This window comes from Amorphoplanes digitatis (assembly GCF_014205335.1).
In the GTDB taxonomy this organism is placed as follows: Bacteria; Actinomycetota; Actinomycetes; order Mycobacteriales; family Micromonosporaceae; genus Actinoplanes; species Actinoplanes digitatus.
In genome coordinates this window covers 6,314,416-6,332,845 of the sequence record NZ_JACHNH010000001.1, presented here as the reverse complement: position 1 = coordinate 6,332,845, position 18,430 = coordinate 6,314,416, and the positions used below count along the sequence as shown (strand labels likewise).

General features: G+C 71.5%; 20 protein-coding genes. 17 read left to right on the top strand and 3 right to left on the bottom strand.

The window, feature by feature from the left end; genetic code table 11:
- Nucleotides 1-12 precede the first annotated feature (12 nt).
- Nucleotides 13-453 carry an OsmC family protein gene (locus tag BJ971_RS27655; RefSeq protein WP_184996118.1) on the bottom strand — a complete coding sequence of 147 codons (441 nt, stop codon included), beginning with the start codon at nucleotides 451-453 and terminating at the stop codon, nucleotides 13-15.
- A gap of 20 nt (nucleotides 454-473) precedes the next feature.
- Here BJ971_RS27655 and BJ971_RS27650 point away from each other — a divergent pair, with 20 nt between their 5' ends.
- Nucleotides 474-2,054 carry a calcium-binding protein gene (locus tag BJ971_RS27650; RefSeq protein ID WP_184996117.1) on the top strand — a complete coding sequence of 527 codons (1,581 nt, stop codon included), beginning with the start codon at nucleotides 474-476 and terminating at the stop codon, nucleotides 2,052-2,054.
- A 24-nt stretch (nucleotides 2,055-2,078) separates the two neighbouring features.
- Here BJ971_RS27650 and BJ971_RS27645 read toward each other — a convergent pair whose 3' ends face one another.
- Entirely contained in the window at nucleotides 2,079-2,687 is a 609-nt protein-coding gene (locus BJ971_RS27645) for a TetR/AcrR family transcriptional regulator (RefSeq protein ID WP_184996116.1), read from the bottom strand.
- 140 nt (nucleotides 2,688-2,827) lie between these two features.
- Here BJ971_RS27645 and BJ971_RS27640 point away from each other — a divergent pair, with 140 nt between their 5' ends.
- The 11 genes from BJ971_RS27640 to BJ971_RS27590 are packed head-to-tail and all read left to right on the top strand — an operon-like array spanning nucleotide 2,828 to nucleotide 12,849.
- Complete coding sequence (locus BJ971_RS27640) at nucleotides 2,828-3,841, top strand: NADP-dependent oxidoreductase (RefSeq protein ID WP_184996115.1); 1,014 nt, start codon at nucleotides 2,828-2,830, stop codon at nucleotides 3,839-3,841.
- A complete protein-coding gene (locus BJ971_RS27635) occupies nucleotides 3,838-4,593 on the top strand; it encodes an SDR family oxidoreductase (RefSeq protein ID WP_184996114.1) in 756 nt (251 codons plus the stop codon). The genes BJ971_RS27640 and BJ971_RS27635 overlap by 4 nt, the downstream gene beginning before the upstream one ends.
- Complete coding sequence (locus BJ971_RS27630; RefSeq protein WP_184996113.1) at nucleotides 4,593-5,375, top strand: SDR family oxidoreductase; 783 nt, start codon at nucleotides 4,593-4,595, stop codon at nucleotides 5,373-5,375. Before BJ971_RS27635 ends, BJ971_RS27630 begins: the two co-directional genes overlap by 1 nt.
- A complete protein-coding gene (locus BJ971_RS27625; protein WP_184996112.1) occupies nucleotides 5,372-6,367 on the top strand; it encodes an NADPH:quinone oxidoreductase family protein in 996 nt (331 codons plus the stop codon). Before BJ971_RS27630 ends, BJ971_RS27625 begins: the two co-directional genes overlap by 4 nt.
- A complete protein-coding gene (locus BJ971_RS27620; protein WP_184996111.1) occupies nucleotides 6,364-7,023 on the top strand; it encodes an HAD family hydrolase in 660 nt (219 codons plus the stop codon). Before BJ971_RS27625 ends, BJ971_RS27620 begins: the two co-directional genes overlap by 4 nt.
- A 5-nt stretch (nucleotides 7,024-7,028) precedes the next feature.
- Nucleotides 7,029-7,790: a 3-oxoacyl-ACP reductase FabG gene (gene fabG, locus BJ971_RS27615; protein WP_184996110.1), complete on the top strand. Its 762-nt coding sequence runs from the start codon at nucleotides 7,029-7,031 to the stop codon at nucleotides 7,788-7,790.
- Nucleotides 7,787-8,239, top strand: a complete 453-nt coding sequence (locus BJ971_RS27610; RefSeq protein ID WP_184996109.1) for a MaoC family dehydratase — start codon at nucleotides 7,787-7,789, stop codon at nucleotides 8,237-8,239. The genes fabG and BJ971_RS27610 overlap by 4 nt, the downstream gene beginning before the upstream one ends.
- The gene (locus BJ971_RS27605; protein ID WP_184996108.1) at nucleotides 8,239-9,273 is read left to right on the top strand and encodes a phosphotransferase family protein; all 1,035 of its coding nucleotides are present in this window, start codon (nucleotides 8,239-8,241) and stop codon (nucleotides 9,271-9,273) included. The genes BJ971_RS27610 and BJ971_RS27605 overlap by 1 nt, the downstream gene beginning before the upstream one ends.
- Nucleotides 9,273-10,505, top strand: coding sequence for an acyl-CoA dehydrogenase family protein (locus tag BJ971_RS27600; RefSeq protein WP_184996107.1), 1,233 nt, complete (start codon nucleotides 9,273-9,275; stop codon nucleotides 10,503-10,505). Before BJ971_RS27605 ends, BJ971_RS27600 begins: the two co-directional genes overlap by 1 nt.
- Nucleotides 10,502-11,698 carry an acyl-CoA dehydrogenase family protein gene (locus tag BJ971_RS27595; RefSeq protein WP_184996106.1) on the top strand — a complete coding sequence of 399 codons (1,197 nt, stop codon included), beginning with the start codon at nucleotides 10,502-10,504 and terminating at the stop codon, nucleotides 11,696-11,698. Before BJ971_RS27600 ends, BJ971_RS27595 begins: the two co-directional genes overlap by 4 nt.
- Complete coding sequence (locus tag BJ971_RS27590) at nucleotides 11,695-12,849, top strand: acyl-CoA dehydrogenase family protein (RefSeq protein WP_239087429.1); 1,155 nt, start codon at nucleotides 11,695-11,697, stop codon at nucleotides 12,847-12,849. Before BJ971_RS27595 ends, BJ971_RS27590 begins: the two co-directional genes overlap by 4 nt.
- Before the next feature lie 222 nt (nucleotides 12,850-13,071).
- Here BJ971_RS27590 and BJ971_RS27585 read toward each other — a convergent pair whose 3' ends face one another.
- Nucleotides 13,072-13,530 (bottom strand): MarR family winged helix-turn-helix transcriptional regulator, encoded by a 459-nt coding sequence (locus tag BJ971_RS27585; RefSeq protein ID WP_184996104.1) that lies wholly within the window; start codon nucleotides 13,528-13,530, stop codon nucleotides 13,072-13,074.
- 63 nt (nucleotides 13,531-13,593) lie between these two features.
- On the opposite strand from BJ971_RS27585, the gene BJ971_RS27580 reads away from it, so the two are divergent.
- From BJ971_RS27580 to BJ971_RS27560, 5 genes are all read left to right on the top strand, one after another.
- Entirely contained in the window at nucleotides 13,594-13,962 is a 369-nt protein-coding gene (locus BJ971_RS27580) for a VOC family protein (protein ID WP_184996103.1), read from the top strand.
- 272 nt (nucleotides 13,963-14,234) lie between these two features.
- Nucleotides 14,235-15,344 carry an N-acetylmuramoyl-L-alanine amidase gene (locus BJ971_RS27575; RefSeq protein ID WP_203709279.1) on the top strand — a complete coding sequence of 370 codons (1,110 nt, stop codon included), beginning with the start codon at nucleotides 14,235-14,237 and terminating at the stop codon, nucleotides 15,342-15,344.
- Nucleotides 15,341-15,781 (top strand): NlpC/P60 family protein, encoded by a 441-nt coding sequence (locus tag BJ971_RS27570; RefSeq protein ID WP_184996101.1) that lies wholly within the window; start codon nucleotides 15,341-15,343, stop codon nucleotides 15,779-15,781. Before BJ971_RS27575 ends, BJ971_RS27570 begins: the two co-directional genes overlap by 4 nt.
- Nucleotides 15,778-16,590, top strand: a complete 813-nt coding sequence (locus tag BJ971_RS27565) for an ABC transporter permease (RefSeq protein WP_203709280.1) — start codon at nucleotides 15,778-15,780, stop codon at nucleotides 16,588-16,590. The genes BJ971_RS27570 and BJ971_RS27565 overlap by 4 nt, the downstream gene beginning before the upstream one ends.
- Nucleotides 16,587-18,398 carry an ABC transporter ATP-binding protein gene (locus BJ971_RS27560; protein ID WP_184996100.1) on the top strand — a complete coding sequence of 604 codons (1,812 nt, stop codon included), beginning with the start codon at nucleotides 16,587-16,589 and terminating at the stop codon, nucleotides 18,396-18,398. The genes BJ971_RS27565 and BJ971_RS27560 overlap by 4 nt, the downstream gene beginning before the upstream one ends.
- Nucleotides 18,399-18,430: the final 32 nt, after the last annotated feature.

Sequence of the window (18,430 nt, the reverse complement as noted above, 5' to 3'; positions counted from 1 at the left end):
CCCGCCTACCTTTCAGCCGGCTGGCGACGGCGCGGTGCGGGTGTCGACCGGAGTGCCGTGCTCGACCGTGCGTGAGACGGTGCAGAGCCGGTCATGCGACATCCGCGCCGCGCGCGGCAGCGCCTCCCTGGCCGCGTCGCCGGCGGCACCCTCCGGAAACGTGACGCGCAGCTCGATGGCCAGGTTGACCAGCCGGTTGCCGCCGGCCTCGTCCCGGACTTTGTCGCCGGTGACGTGGACGACGAAATTCTCCGGCTCCGCGCGCTTACTGGTGATGTAGTCAACGTCGGCACCGGTGCAGCCACCGAGCGCGGCGAGCAGCAGCTCTACCGGGGTGAAGTCGGTACCGTCCCCGGTGCCGACGGTTATCGTGCCGCCGCGGGCGTTGCGCGCCTCGTACTGGCCGAGGCTCGTGCGCTTCAGGTCCACCGAGCGCTGGGTGTCGTCCGCCATACCGGCGAATCTATCCCACCATGATCGCGGTCGGTGGGCTCCCCGAGATGCGCCGCTCTATAGTGACACTCATCAATCTGACGCGCGTGAACCGTTACCGCACTGCCTTCAGGAGGCGATCAGTGACCGGTTCGGCATCCGGAAGGACCCGATCTCGTATCCGCGGAGTGCTGGCGGCGGTCATGGTCGCGGCTTTCGCGCTCGTGGCGTCCGGTACGGCGCAGGCCCGAACCCCCGTGGTGCAGACCTTTGCCCAGCTGCCACCGGGCCCTTGGCGGATCAACGAGCCGGCGACCGTCGCCGGCAACGTTCTGACCCTGGGCCCGTACGGGTACGTCGGCTTGTTCGACGGATCGTCGAGTGACTGGTCCGGCAACGCGGACAACGACCTGGGCTGGACCGTCGAAGCGAGGATGCGCCTCGATGAGTCGGTGACCGAGGAGTGCGGCTACGCGGAGCCGGCCCGCATCTGGGCCGGCGACCACCTGACCGTCGTCACGGTCGGCTTCGCCCGCGGGCAGGTCTGCCTGACCTATCCCGTCCAGGTGGCTTACGCGATGGACACCCAGAGCGCCTTCCACACCTACAAACTCGACGTACGCCGGGAGCGGGTGCAGCTGTCCGTCGACGGTCGCGTGGTCATCGCCCACATGCTGCCCTGGTCCGGCGGGGGGACACCGGCGTTGATGGCGGAGAGCCTGACCGGGACATCGCACTGGAAGTACCTCCGCTACGACACCACACCGTCGCTGCCCCGGTGCACGATGCGCGGGACGCCCGGTCCGGACCGCCTGGTCGGCGGTCCTGGTGCGGACGTGATCTGCGGCGGCGACGGTACGGACGAGCTGATCGGTGGTGGCGGCGACGACGTGCTGATCGGGGGCCTCGGCGCCGACGTGCTCCACGGCGGCCCGGGGCGCGACACGTTGGTCGGTGGGGACGACACCGACGTACTCGACGGGGGCGCCCAGGACGACACCCTGTACGGCGGGACAGGCCAGGACCAGTTCCCGGCACTGCCGGAACACGACGGCGCTGACGTCCTGTCCGGCGGCGGCGGGTACGACACCGCCGACTATCTCGCCCGGACGACTCCGGTCACGGTCAGCCTTGACGGGCAGGCCAACGACGGTGCCGTCGGCGAGAGGGATCTGGTCGGCAGGCAGCGGTGGTCCGGCGATTCCGAAATCGAAGCGGTGCTCGGTGGTGCCGCAGCCGACACGTTGACCGGGGACGACTGGCGCAACTCCCTGACCGGAGGTGGCGGCACGGACGTTCTGCGCGGACTCGGCGGTGAGGACTCCCTCGACGCCATGGACGGCGCGCCCGGCGACCTCGTCGACGGTGGGGACCTCATCGACTCCTGTCAGGCTGATCCGGGCGACGTTCTGAACTCATGCAACGAGCCTCGGTGCTTGCCCACGACAATGACGATGCCGCCGCCACCGACTTCAGCTACGCCGCGGCCGGCAACCCCGATCCCCACGCCGTCGTGCCCGACGCCTCCGCCGACCTCCGCTGTCAGCACGCCGACGCAGAGCACGGCGGCGGTACGCGGTGAATCCGGCGCGTGGACGGTGGGCCCTGCGCCGGTCGGCTGAGGGTGCCGATCAGCGGGTGGCGCTCTACAAGCTCGACAGGTCCACTCCGACGATCCGCAGGGCGAGCTCCGCGTAGTGGTCGCCGATGTCCTCCGGCGTCCACGTGCCCTCGTCCCGGTACCAGCGGGCGATATCGATCCCCAGCGACAACAGCGCCAGGGTCGTCATCCCTGCATCTCTGACCTGAAAGACACCAGCGGCCATACCGGACTCCACCAGGCGTCGCACCTCGTGGTCGATCTCCTGGCGGATCTGCCGGATCTCCTCGAAGTGCTCGGGGCTGAGCGCTGCGAGTTCGTAGTTCACGACCCGGGCCACCGTGTGCCCGCGCGCGTGGTCGATGGCGAACCGCCGCACCACGCTGACCAGCTGCTTCACCGGATCTTCGGAGCCGATCAGGCCGTCGCGTACGAGCGCGAGCGTGCGTTCGTGGCCGGACCGGGCGATCAGGTAGAGCAACTCTTCCTTCGACTGGTGGTGCACGTACAGGGCCGCGGGACTCATCCCGGCCGCCGCTGCGATGTCGCGGGTCGTCGTGGCGTGAAAACCGCGTTCGGCGAACGCGCTTACCGCGGCGTCGAGAAGCCTTGCGCGGGTAGCCGCAGCCCGGGGCAGGTCCGTGGTCTCGGTCATAGCGCTTTCATCCTCTCAGGTGCCTGACCGTGTGAGATGGGCCACGTCATGCGGCGACCGAACCTCTTGACGGACCGGGGCGCTTCTCGCAAGCTGGGCAACTAAGCAAGCGCTTAGTCAGCAGTGTAGAGGAGGGGTATATGGGTCGCACAAATCGCCAGTACCGGCTCGCCAAGCGACCGGTCGGCCTGCCGGCGCCCTCGGATTGGGACTACGTCGAGCAGCCGGTCGCGGAGCCGGGCGAGGGCCAGCTGCTGATCGAGGTGATCTATCTGTCGCTGGACCCGGCCATGCGCGGCTGGATGAACGAGGGCAGGTCCTACATCCCCCCGGTGGAGATCGGTGCGGTCATGCGCGCAGGCGGGGTGGGCCGGGTGATCGCCTCCCGCAACCCGCAGTACGTGGTCGGTGACTACGTGTCGGGAGCGCTCGGCGTGCAGGAGTACCACCTGTCGGACGGCCGGGGCCTGACCAAGGTCGATCCCGAGCAGGCGCCGCTGCCGGTGTACCTCGGTGTCTTGGGCATGCCGGGCATGACCGCCTACTTCGGGCTGCTCGACATCGGACGACCCGAGCGCGGCCAGACCGTCGTGGTCTCCGGCGCGGCGGGCGCGGTCGGCAGCGTGGTCGGCCAGATCGCCAAGATCAACGGATGTCGGGTCATCGGCATCGCCGGCGGCGAGCGCAAGTGCCGTCTGGTCGTGGAGGAGCTCGGTTTCGACGCCTGCATCGATTACAAGTCCGAGGACGTGCGCAAGGCTCTGCACGAGGCGGCACCCGACGGCGTCGACGTCTACTTCGACAACGTCGGCGGCGACATTCTCGACGCCGTGCTGACCCGTCTGGCGCGGGGCGCGCGCATCGTCATCTGCGGCGCGATCTCGCAGTACAACGCGACCGATCAGGTCAAGGGCCCGGCCAACTACCTGTCGCTGCTGGTGAACCGCGCCTCCATGACCGGGATGGTGGTGTTCGACTACGCCGGCCGGTACCCCGAGGCCACCACCGAGTTGGCAGGGTGGCTGTCGACCGGAAAGCTGCGGTCGCTGGAGGACGTGGTGGACGGCGGCGTGCAGGCGTTCCCCGACACCCTGCTTCGGCTCTTCAACGGCGACAACACCGGAAAGCTCGTTCTCCAGGTCGGTACCGCGTGAGCGGCCGGTTCGCCGGGCGGACGGCGATCGTGACCGGTGCCAGCCGGGGGATCGGGCTCGCCATCGCCGAGCGGCTGGTGGCCGACGGTGCGAAGGTCGTCGTCACCGCGCGCAAGCAGGAGGCGCTGGACGCCGCGGTCGCGCGGCTCGGCGGGCCCGGACACGCGGTCGGCGTGGCCGGCCACGCTGCGGACGTCGACCACCAGGCGGAGGCGGTCAAGCGCGCGATCGACGTGTTCGGCGGCGCCGACCTGCTGGTCAACAACACCGGCATCAACCCGGTGCACGGGCCGATGGTCGAGCTGGACCTGGATGCGGCCCGCAAGATCGTCGAGGTCAACTGCCTGGCCGCGCTGTCGTGGGTGCAGCAGGTCCATCGGACCTGGATGGCCGAGCACGGCGGCGCCGTCGTCAACGTCTCGTCGGTGGCCGGCATCCGCCCGGCACCAGGTATCGGCTTCTACGGCGCCAGCAAGGCGATGCTCACCCACATCACCCAGGAGCTCGCGGTGGAGCTCGGCCCGGACATCCGGGTCAACGCGGTCGCTCCGGCCGTGGTGAAGACGAAGTTCGCCGCGGCGCTCTACGAGGGACGTGAGGAAGAGGCCGCCGCCGCCTACCCGCTCAAGCGGCTGGGCATGCCGGCTGACATCGGCGGCGTGGTCGCGTTCCTGCTCTCGGATGACGCCGCGTGGATCACCGGGCAGGTGCTCGTCGTCGACGGCGGTGTGACGCTGACCGGGGGTGTCTGATGCCGGTGGTGGGACAGCGGGTGGTCGTCACCGGTGCCGGGCACGGCATCGGTCGGGCGCTGGCCACCCGGCTCGCAGCCGAGGGCGCGCAGGTCGTGGTCAACGACCTTGACGCCGCCGCGGCGACCAGGGTGGCCGACGACATCGGCGGGCACGCCGTCATTGGTGACGCGGCTTCCGAGGCGGGCGTTACCGCGCTGGTCGATGCGGCTCGCCATCACCTGGGCGGTATCGACATCTGGTTCGCCAACGCCGGCATCGACCGCGGCGAGGGTCTGCAGGCGTCCGAGGCGGACTGGGCGGCGGCCCTCGACGTCAACGTGCTCGCGCACGTGCGCGCAGCGCGGCTACTGGTGCCCGAGTGGCTCGAGCGGGGCGCCGGTCGGTTCGTGGTGACGGCGTCCGCGGCAGGCCTGCTCACCATGCTCGGCAGTCCAACGTACTCGGTCAGCAAGCACGCGGCCGTCGCGTTCGCCGAGTGGCTCTCCGCGACCTACCGGCACCGGGGTGTGGTCGTGCAGGCGATCTGCCCGCAGGGCGTCCGCACCCGGATGCTGGACAACGCCGGCCCCCTGCAGGAGCTGCTCAGCCACGACACCGCGATTGCGCCCGAGGAGGTCGCCGAGGCGATGTGGCAGGCGCTGGCCGACGACCGGTTCCTGGTGCTCCCGCACCCCGAGGTGGCGGGGTACTACGCCAACCGTGCTGTGCAGACCGACCGCTGGCTGGCCGGCATGAACAAGCTGCAGCGCCGGCTTGAGGCGAAGGGAATCACCGCATGAGGGCGTGGCAGGTGACCGAACTCGGCCAGCCGCGTGACGTACTGCGGCTGGTCGACGTGGCCGACCCCGAGCCGGGCCCGGGCCAGCTCGCGGTCGCCGTGCTGGCCGCGCCCGCCAACTTTCCCGACGTCCTGATGTGCCGGGGGGAATATCAGGTCAAGCCGGAGCTGCCGTTCACACCGGGCGTGGAGCTGTGCGGCGAGGTGATCGCGCTGGGCGAGGGCGTCACCGGGTTCGCCGTCGGCGACCGGGTGCTGGGCGGCGCCGTGCTCCCGTACGGCGGGTTCGGCGAGCGCGCGCTGATGAGCGCCGCCACGACCTTCGCGGCGCCGTCGGCGCTCGACGACGCCGAGGCCGCGTCGCTGTACATCGGGTACCAGACCGGCTGGTTCGGCCTGCACCGCAGGGCCGGGCTGCGGGCGGGCGAGACGCTGCTTGTGCACGCCGCGGCCGGCGGGGTCGGCAGCGCTGCGATCCAGCTCGGCAAGGCCGGCGGCGCGCGGGTGATCGGCGTCGTCGGCGGGCCGGCGAAGGCCGAGGTCGCCCGCAAGCTGGGCGCCGACGTGGTGGTGGACCGGCACGAGCAGGACTTCGTCGAGGTCGTCAAGGCCGAGACCGGCGGCCGGGGCGCCGACGTCGTCTACGACCCGGTCGGCGGTGAGACCTACCAGCGCTCCACCAAGTGCGTCGCCTTCGAGGGCCGGATCCTCGTCGTCGGCTTCGCCGGGGGCCAGATCCAGTCGGCCGCGCTCAACCACGCACTGGTGAAGAACTACTCGATCATCGGACTGCACTGGGGCCTGTACAACCGGTACGACCCGGCGGCCGTGGCGCAGTGCCACCGCGATATCACCGCGCTGGCCGAACGAGGCGCCGTGCGGCCGCTGGTCAGCGAGCGGCTTGCGCTGCACGAGGTGGCCGACGGCGTGCAGCGGCTCGCCGACGGAGCCACAGTCGGCCGCGTGGTCTACGTGCGGGGAGCACAGCGATGAGCGCCCAACGCCTCGTGGACGCCGTCATCTTCGACTACGGCGGCGTACTGACCGGACCCGTCCGCGACTCCATCGCCGCCTGGATCGAGTCCGATGGCATCGACCCGGCGTCGTTCTCCCGCACGCTGAAGGCCTGGCTGTCCCGCGACGCCCCGGACGGCACCCCGATCCACCGGTTGGAGACGGGGCAGCTGTCCGTCACGGAGTTCGACGCGCTGCTCGCCGCCGAACTGACCACCGTCCACGGCGACCCGGTGCATCCCGTCGGCGTGCTGGGCCGGCTTTTCGCCGGATTGCGGCCGGACCCGGAGATGTTCGCGCTGGCCAGGAGCCTGCGCGACCTCGGCGCGCGCGTCGGGATGCTGTCCAACAGCTGGGGCAACACCTATCCGCGCGACCGGATCGATGCGCTGCTCGACCCGGTCGTCATCTCCGGCGAGGTAGGGCTGCGCAAGCCGCTCGCGCCGATCTACCACCTCATGCTCAAGCGGTTGGGTCTGCGGGCCGAGCGCGTGCTGTTCGTTGACGACGCCGAGCCCAACCTGGCCGGCGCGCGGGCGGTGGGCATGCGGGCACTGCTGCACACCGATGCGGCCACCACCCGGACGGCCATCGCCGAGCTGATCCCCGGCCTGACCCCGCAACGACAGGAGTGACCTACATGACCACCACCACCACCCGCATCGCGATCGTCACCGGCGCGGCCCGTGGCATCGGCGCCGGCGTCGCGAAGCGGCTCGCCGCGGACGGCCTCGCCGTCGCCGTCGTGGACCTGGACGAGGCGGCCGGCAAGCCCGTCGTCGAGGAGATCGAGCGCGCCGGGGGCCGGGCCGTCGCGCTGGGCATCGACGTGAGCGACGAGCGGGCCGTGCGAGCCGGCGTCGCGCGGATCGCCCAGGAGCTGGGCGCGCCGACCGTGCTGGTCAACAACGCCGGCATCCTCCGCGACAACCTGCTGTTCAAGATGACCGCCGACGACTGGGACGCGGTCATGAACGTGCACCTGCGCGGCTCGTTCCTGATGTCCCGCGAGGTGCAGAAGCACCAGCTGGAGGCCCGCTGGGGCCGGATCGTCAACCTGTCCAGCACCTCCGCGCTCGGCAACCGCGGCCAGGCCAACTACTCCGCGGCGAAGGCCGGTGTGCAGGGCTTCACCAAGACGCTGGCCATCGAGCTGGGCAAGTTCGGCGTCACCGTCAACGCGATCGCGCCCGGCTTCATCGAGACCGAGATGACCGCCGCCACCGCCGAACGCATCGGCGTGCCGTTCGAGGAACTCAAGAAGGCCGCGGCCGCGGAGATCCCGGTGGCCCGCACCGGCACGCCGGAGGACATCGCGCACGCCGTGTCGTTCTTCGTCAGCGAGGGCGCCGGCTTCGTCTCCGGCCAGGTGCTCTACGTGGCGGGAGGGCCGAAAGCATGAAGGTGTTCCAGGGCATCGAGGAGTTGGAGCGGGCCGTCGGCACCCACCTCGGGTACTCCGGCTGGCACACCGTCACCCAACGGCAGATCGACACCTTCGCCGAGGCCACCGGCGACCACCAGTGGATCCACGTCGACCCGGCGAAGGCCGCGGCCGGCCCGTTCGGCGGCACCATCGCGCACGGGTACCTCACGCTGTCGCTGGTGCCGACGCTGGTCTGGCAGGTGTTCACCGTCGAGGGCGTGCGGATGGGCGTCAACTACGGCGCCAACAAGGTCCGCTTCCCCTCACCGGTGCCGGTGGACACGCAGGTGCGGGCGGGGGTCGAACTGCTGTCGGTGCAGCCGGGCGGCGGCGGGCACCAGGTCATCACCCGGGTCACCGTCGAGCGCGAAGGTGCGGACAAACCGGCCTGCGTGGCCGAGACGGTCAGCGTGCTGGTGGCGTGATGTCCACGATCGCGCACGACCCGCCCGGCCTCGACCTTGCCCGGCTCGCCGCCTGGTTCGCGGCAACGGTGCCCGGCGCGGCCGACGGGCCGCTCAGGGCCCGGCTCATCGCCGGGGGACGGTCCAACCTCACCTACGAGGTGACCGACGGCCGGGCCACCTGGATCGTCCGGAGGCCGCCCCTGGGGCACGTGCTCGCGACCGCGCACGACATGGCGCGCGAGTTCCGCGTGATGTCGGCGCTGCGGGACACCGGGGTGCCCGTGCCGGGGACCTACGCGCTGTGCCGGGACGAGGGCGTGCTGGGTGCGCCGTTCTACGTGATGGAGCGTGTCGCCGGTACGCCGTACCGGTACGCCGCCGAGCTCCAGCCGATCGGCGCCGAGCGGACCCGGGCGATCTCGATCGGGCTGATAGACGTCCTGTCGATCCTGCACGAGGTCGACCCGGCCGCGATCGGGCTCGGCGACTTCGGCCGCCCGGAGGGATTCCTGGCCCGGCAGGTGCGGCGCTGGCGCAAGCAGCTCGACGCCTCGCACAGCCGCGACCTGCCCGCCGCGGACGAACTGCACGCCCGGCTCGCGGCAGGCGTGCCGGCGGAGACCGCGCCCGGTGTGGTGCACGGCGACTACCGGCTCGACAACGTCCTCGTCGACGACAACGACCGTCCCGTCGCCGTCATCGACTGGGAGATGGCCACGATCGGCGACCCGCTCACCGACCTGGCGCTGTTGGTGGTCTACCAGCGGCTCGGCACGCTGCTCGGCGGAAACGTCGTGGCCGACGCGTCGTCGGCGGCGGGCTTCCTCAACGAGGACGAGCTCATCGAGCGTTACACCGCGCGCAGCGACCGCGACCTGTCCCGGTTCGGCTTCTACCTCGGCCTCGCATCGTTCAAGCTGGCCGCGATCCTCGAGGGCATCCACTATCGCCATCTGCGCGGCCAGACGGTCGGTTCCGGTTTCGACCGCATGGGTGACGCCATCTTTCCCATTCTCGACGCGGGGCTCGCGTCACTGAAGGAGCAGTACTGATGGATTTCCAGTTCGATGCCAGGACCGAGGAGCTGCGGGCCGGACTGCTCGAGTTCATGGACAGCCACGTCTACCCGGCCGAGCCGGTCTTCCACGAGCAACTCGGTCAGCTCGAGGACCGGTGGGCCTGGGACTCGGTGCCGGTGCTCGCCGAGCTGCGGGCCGAGGCACGCCGCCGCGGCCTGTGGAACCTCTTCCTCCCGGGGGAGCACGGCGCCGGGCTGACCAACCTGCAGTACGCCCCGCTGGCCGAGATCACCGGCCGCAGCAGCCACCTGGCCCCGCCCGCGCTCAACTGCTCCGCACCCGACACCGGGAACGCGGAGGTACTGGCGCAGTTCGGCAGCGAGGCGCAGCGCAAGGAGTGGCTGCAGCCACTGCTCGAGGGCCATATCCGCTCGGCCTTCGCGATGACCGAGCCCAAGGTCGCATCCTCGGACGCCACCAACATCGCCACCCGGATCGAACGGGACGGCGACCACTACCTGATCAACGGCCGCAAGTGGTGGATCAGCGGTGCGATGAACCCCAACGCGAAGATCCTCATCGTGATGGGGAAGACCGACCCGGCCGCCGACCGGCACCGCCAGCAGTCGATGATCCTGGTACCCCGCGACGCACCGGGCGTGGAGATCACGCGCGGCATGGAGGTGTTCGGGTACGACGACCACAGCCACGGCGGCCACGCGGAGCTTGAGTTCCGCGACGTCCGGGTGCCTGCGGAGAACCTGATCGGTGGAGAGGGTGACGGGTTCGCCATCGCGCAGGCCCGGCTCGGCCCCGGCCGGATCCACCACTGCATGCGTTCCATCGGCGTGGCCGAGCGGGCGATCGAGCTGATGTGTGCCCGAGCCGAGGAGCGGATCGCCTTCGGCAAGCCGATCTCCGAGCAGGGGGTCGTGCGTGACTGGATCGCCGAGTCCCGGGTGCGGGTCGAACAGCTGCGCCTGCTCGTGCTCAAGACCGCCTGGTTGATGGACACCGTCGGCAACAAGGGCGCGCACACCGAGATCCAGGCGATCAAGATCGCCACCCCGGCGACCGTGCAGTGGATCCTCGACAAGGCCATCCAGGTGCACGGCGCCGCCGGCCTGTCGCAGGACTTCCCGCTGGCGTACGCCTACGCCCAGATCCGCACGCTGCGCTTCGCCGACGGACCCGACGAGGTGCACAAGAACGCCCTGGCCCGCCACGAACTGCGCCGCCAGGCCACCGCACGGGAGTCACGATGACCGCAGACGAAACCGCGATGCATGCGGACCTTCGGCGCCGGGTCGCCGACTTCCTGGCCGCGCACGACCCCCTGACGAGCGACCGGCTGGAGTTTCTCCGGGCCCGCTACGACGCCGGGCTGGCCTGGGTGTCCTTCCCCGATGGGCACGGCGGGCTGGGGCTGCCGCGGGCCTTGCAGCTCGAGGTCGACCAGCTCTTCGACGAGGCCGGTGCGCCCGACAACAACCGGTTGGCGAACGGGATCGGCCTGGGTATGGCGGCGCCGACCATCCTCGCCTTCGGCACCGAGAAGCAGAAACAGCGATTTCTCAAGCCACTGTGGACCGGCGAGGAGGTGTGGTGCCAGCTGTTCAGCGAGCCCGGCGCCGGCTCCGACCTCGCCGCGATGGCCACCCGCGCGGTGCGCGACGGTGACGAGTGGGTGGTCAACGGCCAGAAAGTGTGGACCACGGGCGCGCATAGCGCCCGGTTCGCGATTCTGGTCGCCCGTACCAACCCCGACGTGCCCAAGCACCGCGGCCTCAGTTACTTCCTCTGCGACATGACCGTCCCCGGCGTCGATGTGCGACCGCTGCGGCAGCTCACCGGCGAGGCGGAGTTCAACGAGGTCTTCCTCACCGACGTTCGGATCCCGGACGCCCAGCGGCTCGGGGCCGAGGGGCAGGGTTGGGAGGTGGCCACGGCCACCCTCAACAACGAGCGGGTGGCCATCGGCGGGAGCGCCGGCCCGCGCGAGGGCGGCATGGTCGGGGTGGTGGCGCGGACCTGGCGCGAGCAGCCGCACCGGCGCACCCCGGAGCTGCACGACCGGCTGCTGCGGCTCTGGGTCGAGGCGGAGGTCGCCCGGCTCACCGGCGCGCGACTGCGGCAGAAGCTGGCGCTCGGCCAGCCCGGGCCCGAGGGGTCGGCGATGAAGCTCACCTTCGCCCGGCTGAACCAGCAGCTGTCCGGACTGGAGCTGGAGCTGCTGGGTGAGGACGGCCTGCGCTACTCCGATTGGACCATGGTGCGGCCTGAGGTGGTCGATTTCACCGAACGGGACGCGGGCTACCGCTACCTGCGCGCCAAGGGCAACTCCATCGAGGGCGGCACGTCGGAGATCCTTCGCAACATCGTTGCCGAGCGCGTGCTCGGACTGCCCGCCGAACCACGTGTCGACAAGGACGTCCCATGGAAGGAGCTCCGAAAGTGAGCGACCCCGACCTGCTCTACTCCGACGTCGAGGACGACTTGCGCGCCTCCGTGCGCGACCTGCTCGCCGACCGCTGCGAGCCGGCTGCGGTGATCGCCATGTACGACGGCGACCGGTCGCTCGTGGACGGTCTATGGAAGGCGCTCGCCGCCGAGATGGGCCTGGCCGGGCTGCTGGTGCCGGAGGAGCGCGGTGGGGTTGGGGCGTCGGCCCGCGAGGCGGCAGTCGTCCTGGAGGAGCTGGGCCGCGCGGTCGCCCCGGTGCCGTTCCTCACCAGTGCGGTCATTGCGTCCGCGGTCCTGCTCGACGCCGAAGGTGACCTTCTGGCCGCGCTCGCGTCGGGCGAGCGCACCGCCGCGCTCGCCGTGCCGCTGTCGACCGCACCTGACGATGCCATCCCGGCGGCCCGCGCCGACGCCGGCGGCCGGCTGACCGGCGCGTTCACGAGCGTCGCCGGGGCACTAGAGGCCGACGTGCTGCTGGTGCCGGCCGCCAATGGCGAGTCCGTCGGCGTCTACGCGGTACCGGCTTCCGCCGCGAGCATCCGCCCTGTGGTCTCGCTGGACATGACCCGGCAGCTGGCCGACGTCACCGTCGACGGTGCGGCCGGGGAGCTGGTCGTCGCCGATGGGGAGCGCGCCGTGCGTCGTGCACTTCAGGCCGGGGCCGCGCTGCTGGCGTCGGAACAGGTCGGTGTCGCGCGATGGTGCCTGGACACCACGGTCGCCTACCTCAACGAGCGGCGTCAGTTCGGCAGGGTCGTCGGCGGTTTCCAGGCGCTGAAGCACCGGCTGGCCGACCTGTACACCGGCGTCGAGTCCGCCAATGCCGCCGCCCGCTACGCCGCCGTGACCCTCGCGACCGGGGACCCGGACGCGTCGATCGCCACCGCCGTCGCGCAGGCATTCTGCGGCGATCTCGCGGTGACGGCGGCCGAGGAGGCGGTGCAGCTGCACGGCGGGATCGGCATGACGTGGGAGCACCCGGCGCACCTGTACCTCAAGCGCGCGAAGGCCGACCAGCTCGCGCTCGGCACGCCCGGGGTGCACCGCGCCCGCCTGGCCAATCTCATCGACATCTCGGCGCCCAGAATGACGGCCGAACCTGCAGGCGTCGCGACGGCGGTGGATGATTCTCACCTGACAGGGTGACGGCGGGCTGGCCGGTGATCCGGTCATGAAGGCAGCGGCCAAGGTCAAGGTGTTGCGGCAGAGCATGCATACCTGGCTGCCGCTATGCCGACGGGCGCTGGCAACCGTGGCGGCCTGGTGTACGCCAGCGCGGCTATGGACGCGCTGATCGCCGAGCGTCGGTCGCAGACGCTGCGCTCGGGTCCTGGGCGAATCGTGCCGAGGATGACGCCGGGAACAAATTCACACGCCCTCGTCAGGGTCCCTCAGGGAACGGATCATGTTCTGCAGAATGGCGTACGCAGCCGACTGCTCGGCCGCAGTCATACCGCCCAGCATCCTGACCTCGACGGATCGGACCGCGGTGGACGCCTTCGCGAGGCTTCGCCGACCGCGTGGCGTGAGCCGCGTCGGCAGAACCTTTCCAAAGGGTGCCTCCGCCGGCCTGGTCACATACCCGTCTCGTTCCAAAGTCTGAAGCAGTACGTTCATCGACTGCCTTGTCACGAACGCTCCCCGCGCAAGCTCGGAGTTGGACAAGCCCGGGCGTTGCGCCAGCAGCTCGAGGCAGGAGTAGTGCGTCACGGTCATCCCAAGCGGCCGCAGCACCGCCTCCATGGCTACGCGGAGGGCACTCGACGCCTCTTTCAGCAGGTAGCCCAGTGAAGTCTCCAGGTCGACGCCAGGATCGTCTTGACTCATGTCAGCATTCTGACATACCTTCGTGTGTGTCAGGAGACTGACACAACCCGAAGGAGCGCCATCATGCCCGCCACCGGCCCCGACTTCATCTCCCTGCAAGCTCGCGACCTCGACGCGTCGCAGGCGTTCTACGAGCAGTACCTTGGCCTCGTTCGCTCTCAGGCGGGACCTCCGCACGCCGTCGTCTTCGAGACCAAGCCGATCGCTTTCGCTCTCCGCGACATCGTTCCTGGCACCGATCTCGCCTCCGTCGCTCAGCCCGGCATCGGTGCAGCGATCTGGCTCCATGCCACAGACGTCCAGGACATTCACGATGCCCTCGTCGTCGACGGCCACACCATCGTCTCCGCACCGATCGACGGACCCTTCGGCCGGACGTTCACGTTCGCCGACCCCGACGGCTACCGGATCACTCTCCACGACCGCGCCTGATACGCCCAACGCGCCGCACAGCCACTACGCCAGACGTTGAGTAAGTATCTGCGGTCATGTGGCCGGCGGCGGGCCGCGGGGTCGCGGGCGTTGTTGCTGCCCAAGAAGGCGGGCGCGGTTGTAGGCGGACGGGCATGAGATCCCGTGCTGGTCAGGCCGCGAGGCCCGGGCATCATTTGGCCAGGGCTGAAAGGTATTGCCGCGTCGCCCCGCGAACCACGACGATCCCACCGAACCGGCGAGCGAGCCGGCGGGCGCAGAGGGAGCAGCTTGTGGAAGGCAACGGTGACGGCGTCGGTCGGCGTGCTCTGATCGGCGCGCTGGGTGCGGGTGCGGCCACGGTCCTCGTGGGTGCCCGCCCGGCGCGGGCGGGCGGCGATCGGCCGTTTCCGAGGACCCTGGCCTCGCCGGCTACGGACGGGGGGACGGCGCGGCCCGGGTTCGCGGTGCAGACGGTCGGCGTGCGGTGGCCCGCGCACGCCGCGGCCGGACGGCTGCGCTTCGCCGACCGGCAGGGCGGCTGGGGCCGGTGGGGCACAGTGGTGGAGGGTTGCCCGGCCGGCGCCGGCGACGCCGGCCCGGCAACCGAGCGGCTGGCCTTCGCGACGACCCCGGGTTCACCGGCCTACGAGCTGGACCTGCCGGCCGGTGCCCGGGCGGTCGCCCTCAACGGCACGGACGGGCCGGCGCTGACCGCCGCGCCCGCGGCGGCCACGGACTGGCGTACCCGCCTGGCCGGGCGGCCGTTCCTGACCCGGGCCGCCTGGGGTGCCGACGAGTCCCTGCGGTTCGACGCGAACGGCGCAGAGCGTTATCCCCCTGCCTACTGGCCGGTGCAGACCTTCACCGTGCACCACACGGCCACCGGCAACGACGATCCCGACCCGGCCGCGCGGATGCGGTCCATCTACCGGTACCAGGCGATCGACCTCGGCTACGGCGATTTCGGCTACCACTTCCTCATCGACGAGGCGGGCCGGGTCTACGAGGGACGGTGGTCCGGCGGGGACGCGCTACCCGGCTTCGACCCGGCCGGGTGGATGGTGAACGCCTCGCATGTGGGCGGATACAACGCCGGCAACGTTGGCGTCGTCCTGCTGGGAAACTTCATGCAGCGCGAGCCCACCGCGGCCGCTCGCCGCAGCCTTACCCTGCTGCTCGCCGCGCTGGCCGGCTGGTGCCGCGTCAACCCGGTCGCCGCCGTCGACTACGTGAACCCGATCAGCGGGCTGCGCCGGTCGGTGCCCGCCATCGCCGGGCATCGGGACTGGGGAGCGACCGAGTGCCCGGGTGACGTCCTGGCGGGCTGGTTGTCCGGCATCCGCACGGACGTCGCCGCCGCCCTGGCGGCCCCCGCCCGCAGCGCACTCTTCGCCGGGTGACGGCGGTGACACACGACGCCAACCCCGTACTGATCACCCGCGACGAGATCATGGCCCGCGCCCGCACCTGGGTGGCGGCGCCGCGGCGCTACAGCCAGGTCGACAACGACCCGGTCAGCGGCTACCGATTGGACTGCTCCGGCTACGTGTCCATGGCGTGGCGGCTCGATCGGCCCGGCCTGACCACAGTCGAGCTGCCCGACTACTGTGAAGTGATCGACAAGGACGAGCTGCGCCAGGGTGATGCGGTGATGAACGGCGGACCGGGCACGGACGGTGACGCCGGGCACGTGATGCTCTTCGACGCGTGGGCGGACGCGGGCCGCACCTCCTTCTGGACCTACGAGCAGGTCTCGGTCGGCACCGTACGCCGGGTCAGGCCTTTCCCGGACCTGCCGTACAGGTCGTACCGGCCGCGGGCGGTCGCGGACGAGTGAGCGGGGCTCGGCGATCCGTCCGCCTGCTCGGCCCGGTGACGCTCGGCGTGCTCGCGGTGATCGCCGTCGTCGCGCCGCTGCTGGTGCCGGCCCGCGAGGTCAGCCCGCTGCGGCAGGGCGGCCCGGCGCTCGCCAGGCCCAGCTGGCAGTATCCGCTCGGCACCGACGAGCACGGCGTGTCGGTGCTGGCGTTGATCATCCGGGCCACGCCGACGTCGTTGTTCGTCGGGCTGGTCGCGACCGCCGCCGCGGTGGCCCTCGGCGTAACCGTCGGCGTCCTCGGCGGGTACCTGCCGGGTTGGCCCGCGGCCGTGCTCAACCGGCTGACCACGGCGTTCCTCGTGCTGCCGCAGGTGCCTTTCGCCGTCGCGCTGGGTGCCGTGCTCGCCCCTGGCACGACCACCGTGATCGTCGCGGTGGCCCTGACCTCCTGGGCAACCGTCGCCCGTCCCCTGCAGGCGGGCGTCGCCGAGGCCACGGTCCAACCGCACCTGGAGCGGGTTCGGGCGCTGGGCGCCGGACACCTGCACCAGCTCCGGGCGCACGTGGTGCCCGCCGTCCTGCCGCTGATCCTCGCCAGCGCGACGCTCACCGTCGCGAACGCGATCCTGGCCGAGGCCACCCTCGCGTTCCTCGGCATCGGAGACCCGGCCGCGATCTCCTGGGGGACGATGCTGCGGCACGCGGCGACCGCGGGCGCCGTCACGGCGGGCGCGTGGTGGTATCTGCTCGCACCCGGCGCGGCCGTGATCGCGGTCGTCCTGGCCTGCGGCTGGTGCGCCCGCGAGATCGAGGCGCGGCAACCGTGACGGCGCTGGAGATCTCCGACCTCGAGGTGACCTACCCCGGCGACCCGCCGGTGCAGGCGGTGCGGGGCCTGTCCTTGCGGGTGCGCAGCGGTGAGGTCGTCGGTCTGGCCGGCGAGTCCGGCTGCGGCAAGTCCACCGTCGCCCACGCCGTGCTGCGGCTGCTCCCGGCGCAGGTCCGGGTCAGCGGGCAGGTCCGGCTTGACGGCGAGAACCTGCTGGCCATGCACTGGGGCCGCTTGCGGGCCGTCCGGTGGGCGGGCGCCTCGATCGTTTTCCAGGGCGTGCGGCGCAGCCTCAATCCGGTACACCGGGTACGCACCCAGCTGGCCGAACCCATGCGCCTGCACGACCGCCTCGGGCGGCGGGAGGCGGCGGCCCGAGCGGCGCACCTGCTGGACCGGGTCGGGCTCGGCGCCGAGTTGGGCAACCGGTTCCCGCACCAACTCTCCGGCGGCCAGCAGCAACGAGTCATGATCGCGATGGCCCTGGCCTGCGCGCCGCGCCTGGTCGTCGCGGACGAGGCCACGAGCGCGGTCGACGCGGTCACCCGCGGGCATCTGCTCGGCCTGCTCACCGATCTCGTACGCGACGAGCGGGCCGCCCTGCTGCTGATCGGGCACGACCTGCCCGCGCTGGCGGCGAACTGCGATCGCCTCGCCGTGATGTACGCCGGGCGCGTCGTCGAGGACGGCCCCGCTCGGGCGGTGACCCTGGCACCACGCCACCCGTACGCGAGGGCTCTGCTGATGGCCGCCGGACCCGCCGGCGATCCACGGACCCGCCGGCAACCCCGGCCGCTGGCCGGCGACCCGCCCGATCCCGCGCGCCCGCTGCCGGGGTGCGCGTTCCAGCCCCGCTGCGCCGCGGTGGCGCCGGACTGCGCGCACGGGCCGATCCCGCTGCGACCCGACGGCGACCGGGACGTCGCCTGCCTGCATCCCATGGAGCCGGCCGCGGAGGTGCGGGTCGCGAAGCCGGCGGCCGTCGAGCCGCCGGTGGCGACGCCCGGCGGCGCGCCGCTGCTGTCCATCCGGGATCTGACCGTCCGCCTCGGCGGGCGGCGCGGCGTCCGCGCGGTGCAGGAGGTGGCGCTGGACGTGGCTGCTGGGGAGATCGTCGCGCTGGTGGGCGAGAGCGGCGCCGGCAAGAGCACCCTGGCCCGCAGCATCGTCGGGCTGTGCCGGCCCGAGGCCGGCGTCATCACCGTCGGCGGCCGGCCCATGCCCCGCACGGAACGAGAGCTGCGCCGGTTGCGACGCGAGGTGCAGTACCTGCCGCAGGATCCGGGCGGCGCGCTGCATCCGGGGCACACCGTGGAGCAGGCCGTGACCGAGGGCCTGCGCATCCGCGGTCACCGCCGGCGCGACGCCGTGGGGCCGGCAGTCGCGGCGATGACCCGGATGGGGCTCCGCCCGCCGGAGCGCTTTCTGCCGTGCCGACCCGGCGAGTTGTCCGGCGGCCAGCAGGCGCGGGTGGCCCTGGCCGCGGCGATCGCGGTGGGCCCGCGCATCCTGGTCGCCGACGAGCCGTCCGCCGCGCTCGACGTCACCGTGCGCGCCGAGATCCTGGCCCTGTTGCTGGATCTGCGAACCACGACAGGGATGTCGGTTCTGCTGGTGACCCACGATCTCGCCGCCGCCTGGCAGATCGCCGACCGGATCGCCGTCATGCGGCACGGCCGGCTGGTGGAGACCGGGCCGGTGGAGCGAGTGTTCGCCGGCCCGGATCATCCGTACACCCGAATGCTGCTTGACCAGGTGGGTTCTGCTGCGGACGGTGCATTGCCAACCGGGCACGCCGCCGGTTAGCGTGACCGCCGTATATGCGGATCGCTTCGGGG

What these genes read in the sequence shown, in the direction of transcription:
- BJ971_RS27655 (WP_184996118.1), bottom strand. Translation starts at nt 453, where the DNA reads ATGGCGGACGACACCCAGCGCTCGGTGGACCTGAAGCGCACGAGCCTC.
- BJ971_RS27650 (WP_184996117.1), top strand. Translation starts at nt 474, where the DNA reads ATGATCGCGGTCGGTGGGCTCCCCGAGATGCGCCGCTCTATAGTGACA.
- BJ971_RS27645 (WP_184996116.1), bottom strand. Translation starts at nt 2,687, where the DNA reads ATGACCGAGACCACGGACCTGCCCCGGGCTGCGGCTACCCGCGCAAGG.
- BJ971_RS27640 (WP_184996115.1), top strand. Translation starts at nt 2,828, where the DNA reads ATGGGTCGCACAAATCGCCAGTACCGGCTCGCCAAGCGACCGGTCGGC.
- BJ971_RS27630 (WP_184996113.1), top strand. Translation starts at nt 4,593, where the DNA reads ATGCCGGTGGTGGGACAGCGGGTGGTCGTCACCGGTGCCGGGCACGGC.
- BJ971_RS27625 (WP_184996112.1), top strand. Translation starts at nt 5,372, where the DNA reads ATGAGGGCGTGGCAGGTGACCGAACTCGGCCAGCCGCGTGACGTACTG.
- BJ971_RS27620 (WP_184996111.1), top strand. Translation starts at nt 6,364, where the DNA reads ATGAGCGCCCAACGCCTCGTGGACGCCGTCATCTTCGACTACGGCGGC.
- fabG (WP_184996110.1), top strand. Translation starts at nt 7,029, where the DNA reads ATGACCACCACCACCACCCGCATCGCGATCGTCACCGGCGCGGCCCGT.
- BJ971_RS27610 (WP_184996109.1), top strand. Translation starts at nt 7,787, where the DNA reads ATGAAGGTGTTCCAGGGCATCGAGGAGTTGGAGCGGGCCGTCGGCACC.
- BJ971_RS27605 (WP_184996108.1), top strand. Translation starts at nt 8,239, where the DNA reads ATGTCCACGATCGCGCACGACCCGCCCGGCCTCGACCTTGCCCGGCTC.
- BJ971_RS27600 (WP_184996107.1), top strand. Translation starts at nt 9,273, where the DNA reads ATGGATTTCCAGTTCGATGCCAGGACCGAGGAGCTGCGGGCCGGACTG.
- BJ971_RS27595 (WP_184996106.1), top strand. Translation starts at nt 10,502, where the DNA reads ATGACCGCAGACGAAACCGCGATGCATGCGGACCTTCGGCGCCGGGTC.
- BJ971_RS27585 (WP_184996104.1), bottom strand. Translation starts at nt 13,530, where the DNA reads ATGAGTCAAGACGATCCTGGCGTCGACCTGGAGACTTCACTGGGCTAC.
- BJ971_RS27580 (WP_184996103.1), top strand. Translation starts at nt 13,594, where the DNA reads ATGCCCGCCACCGGCCCCGACTTCATCTCCCTGCAAGCTCGCGACCTC.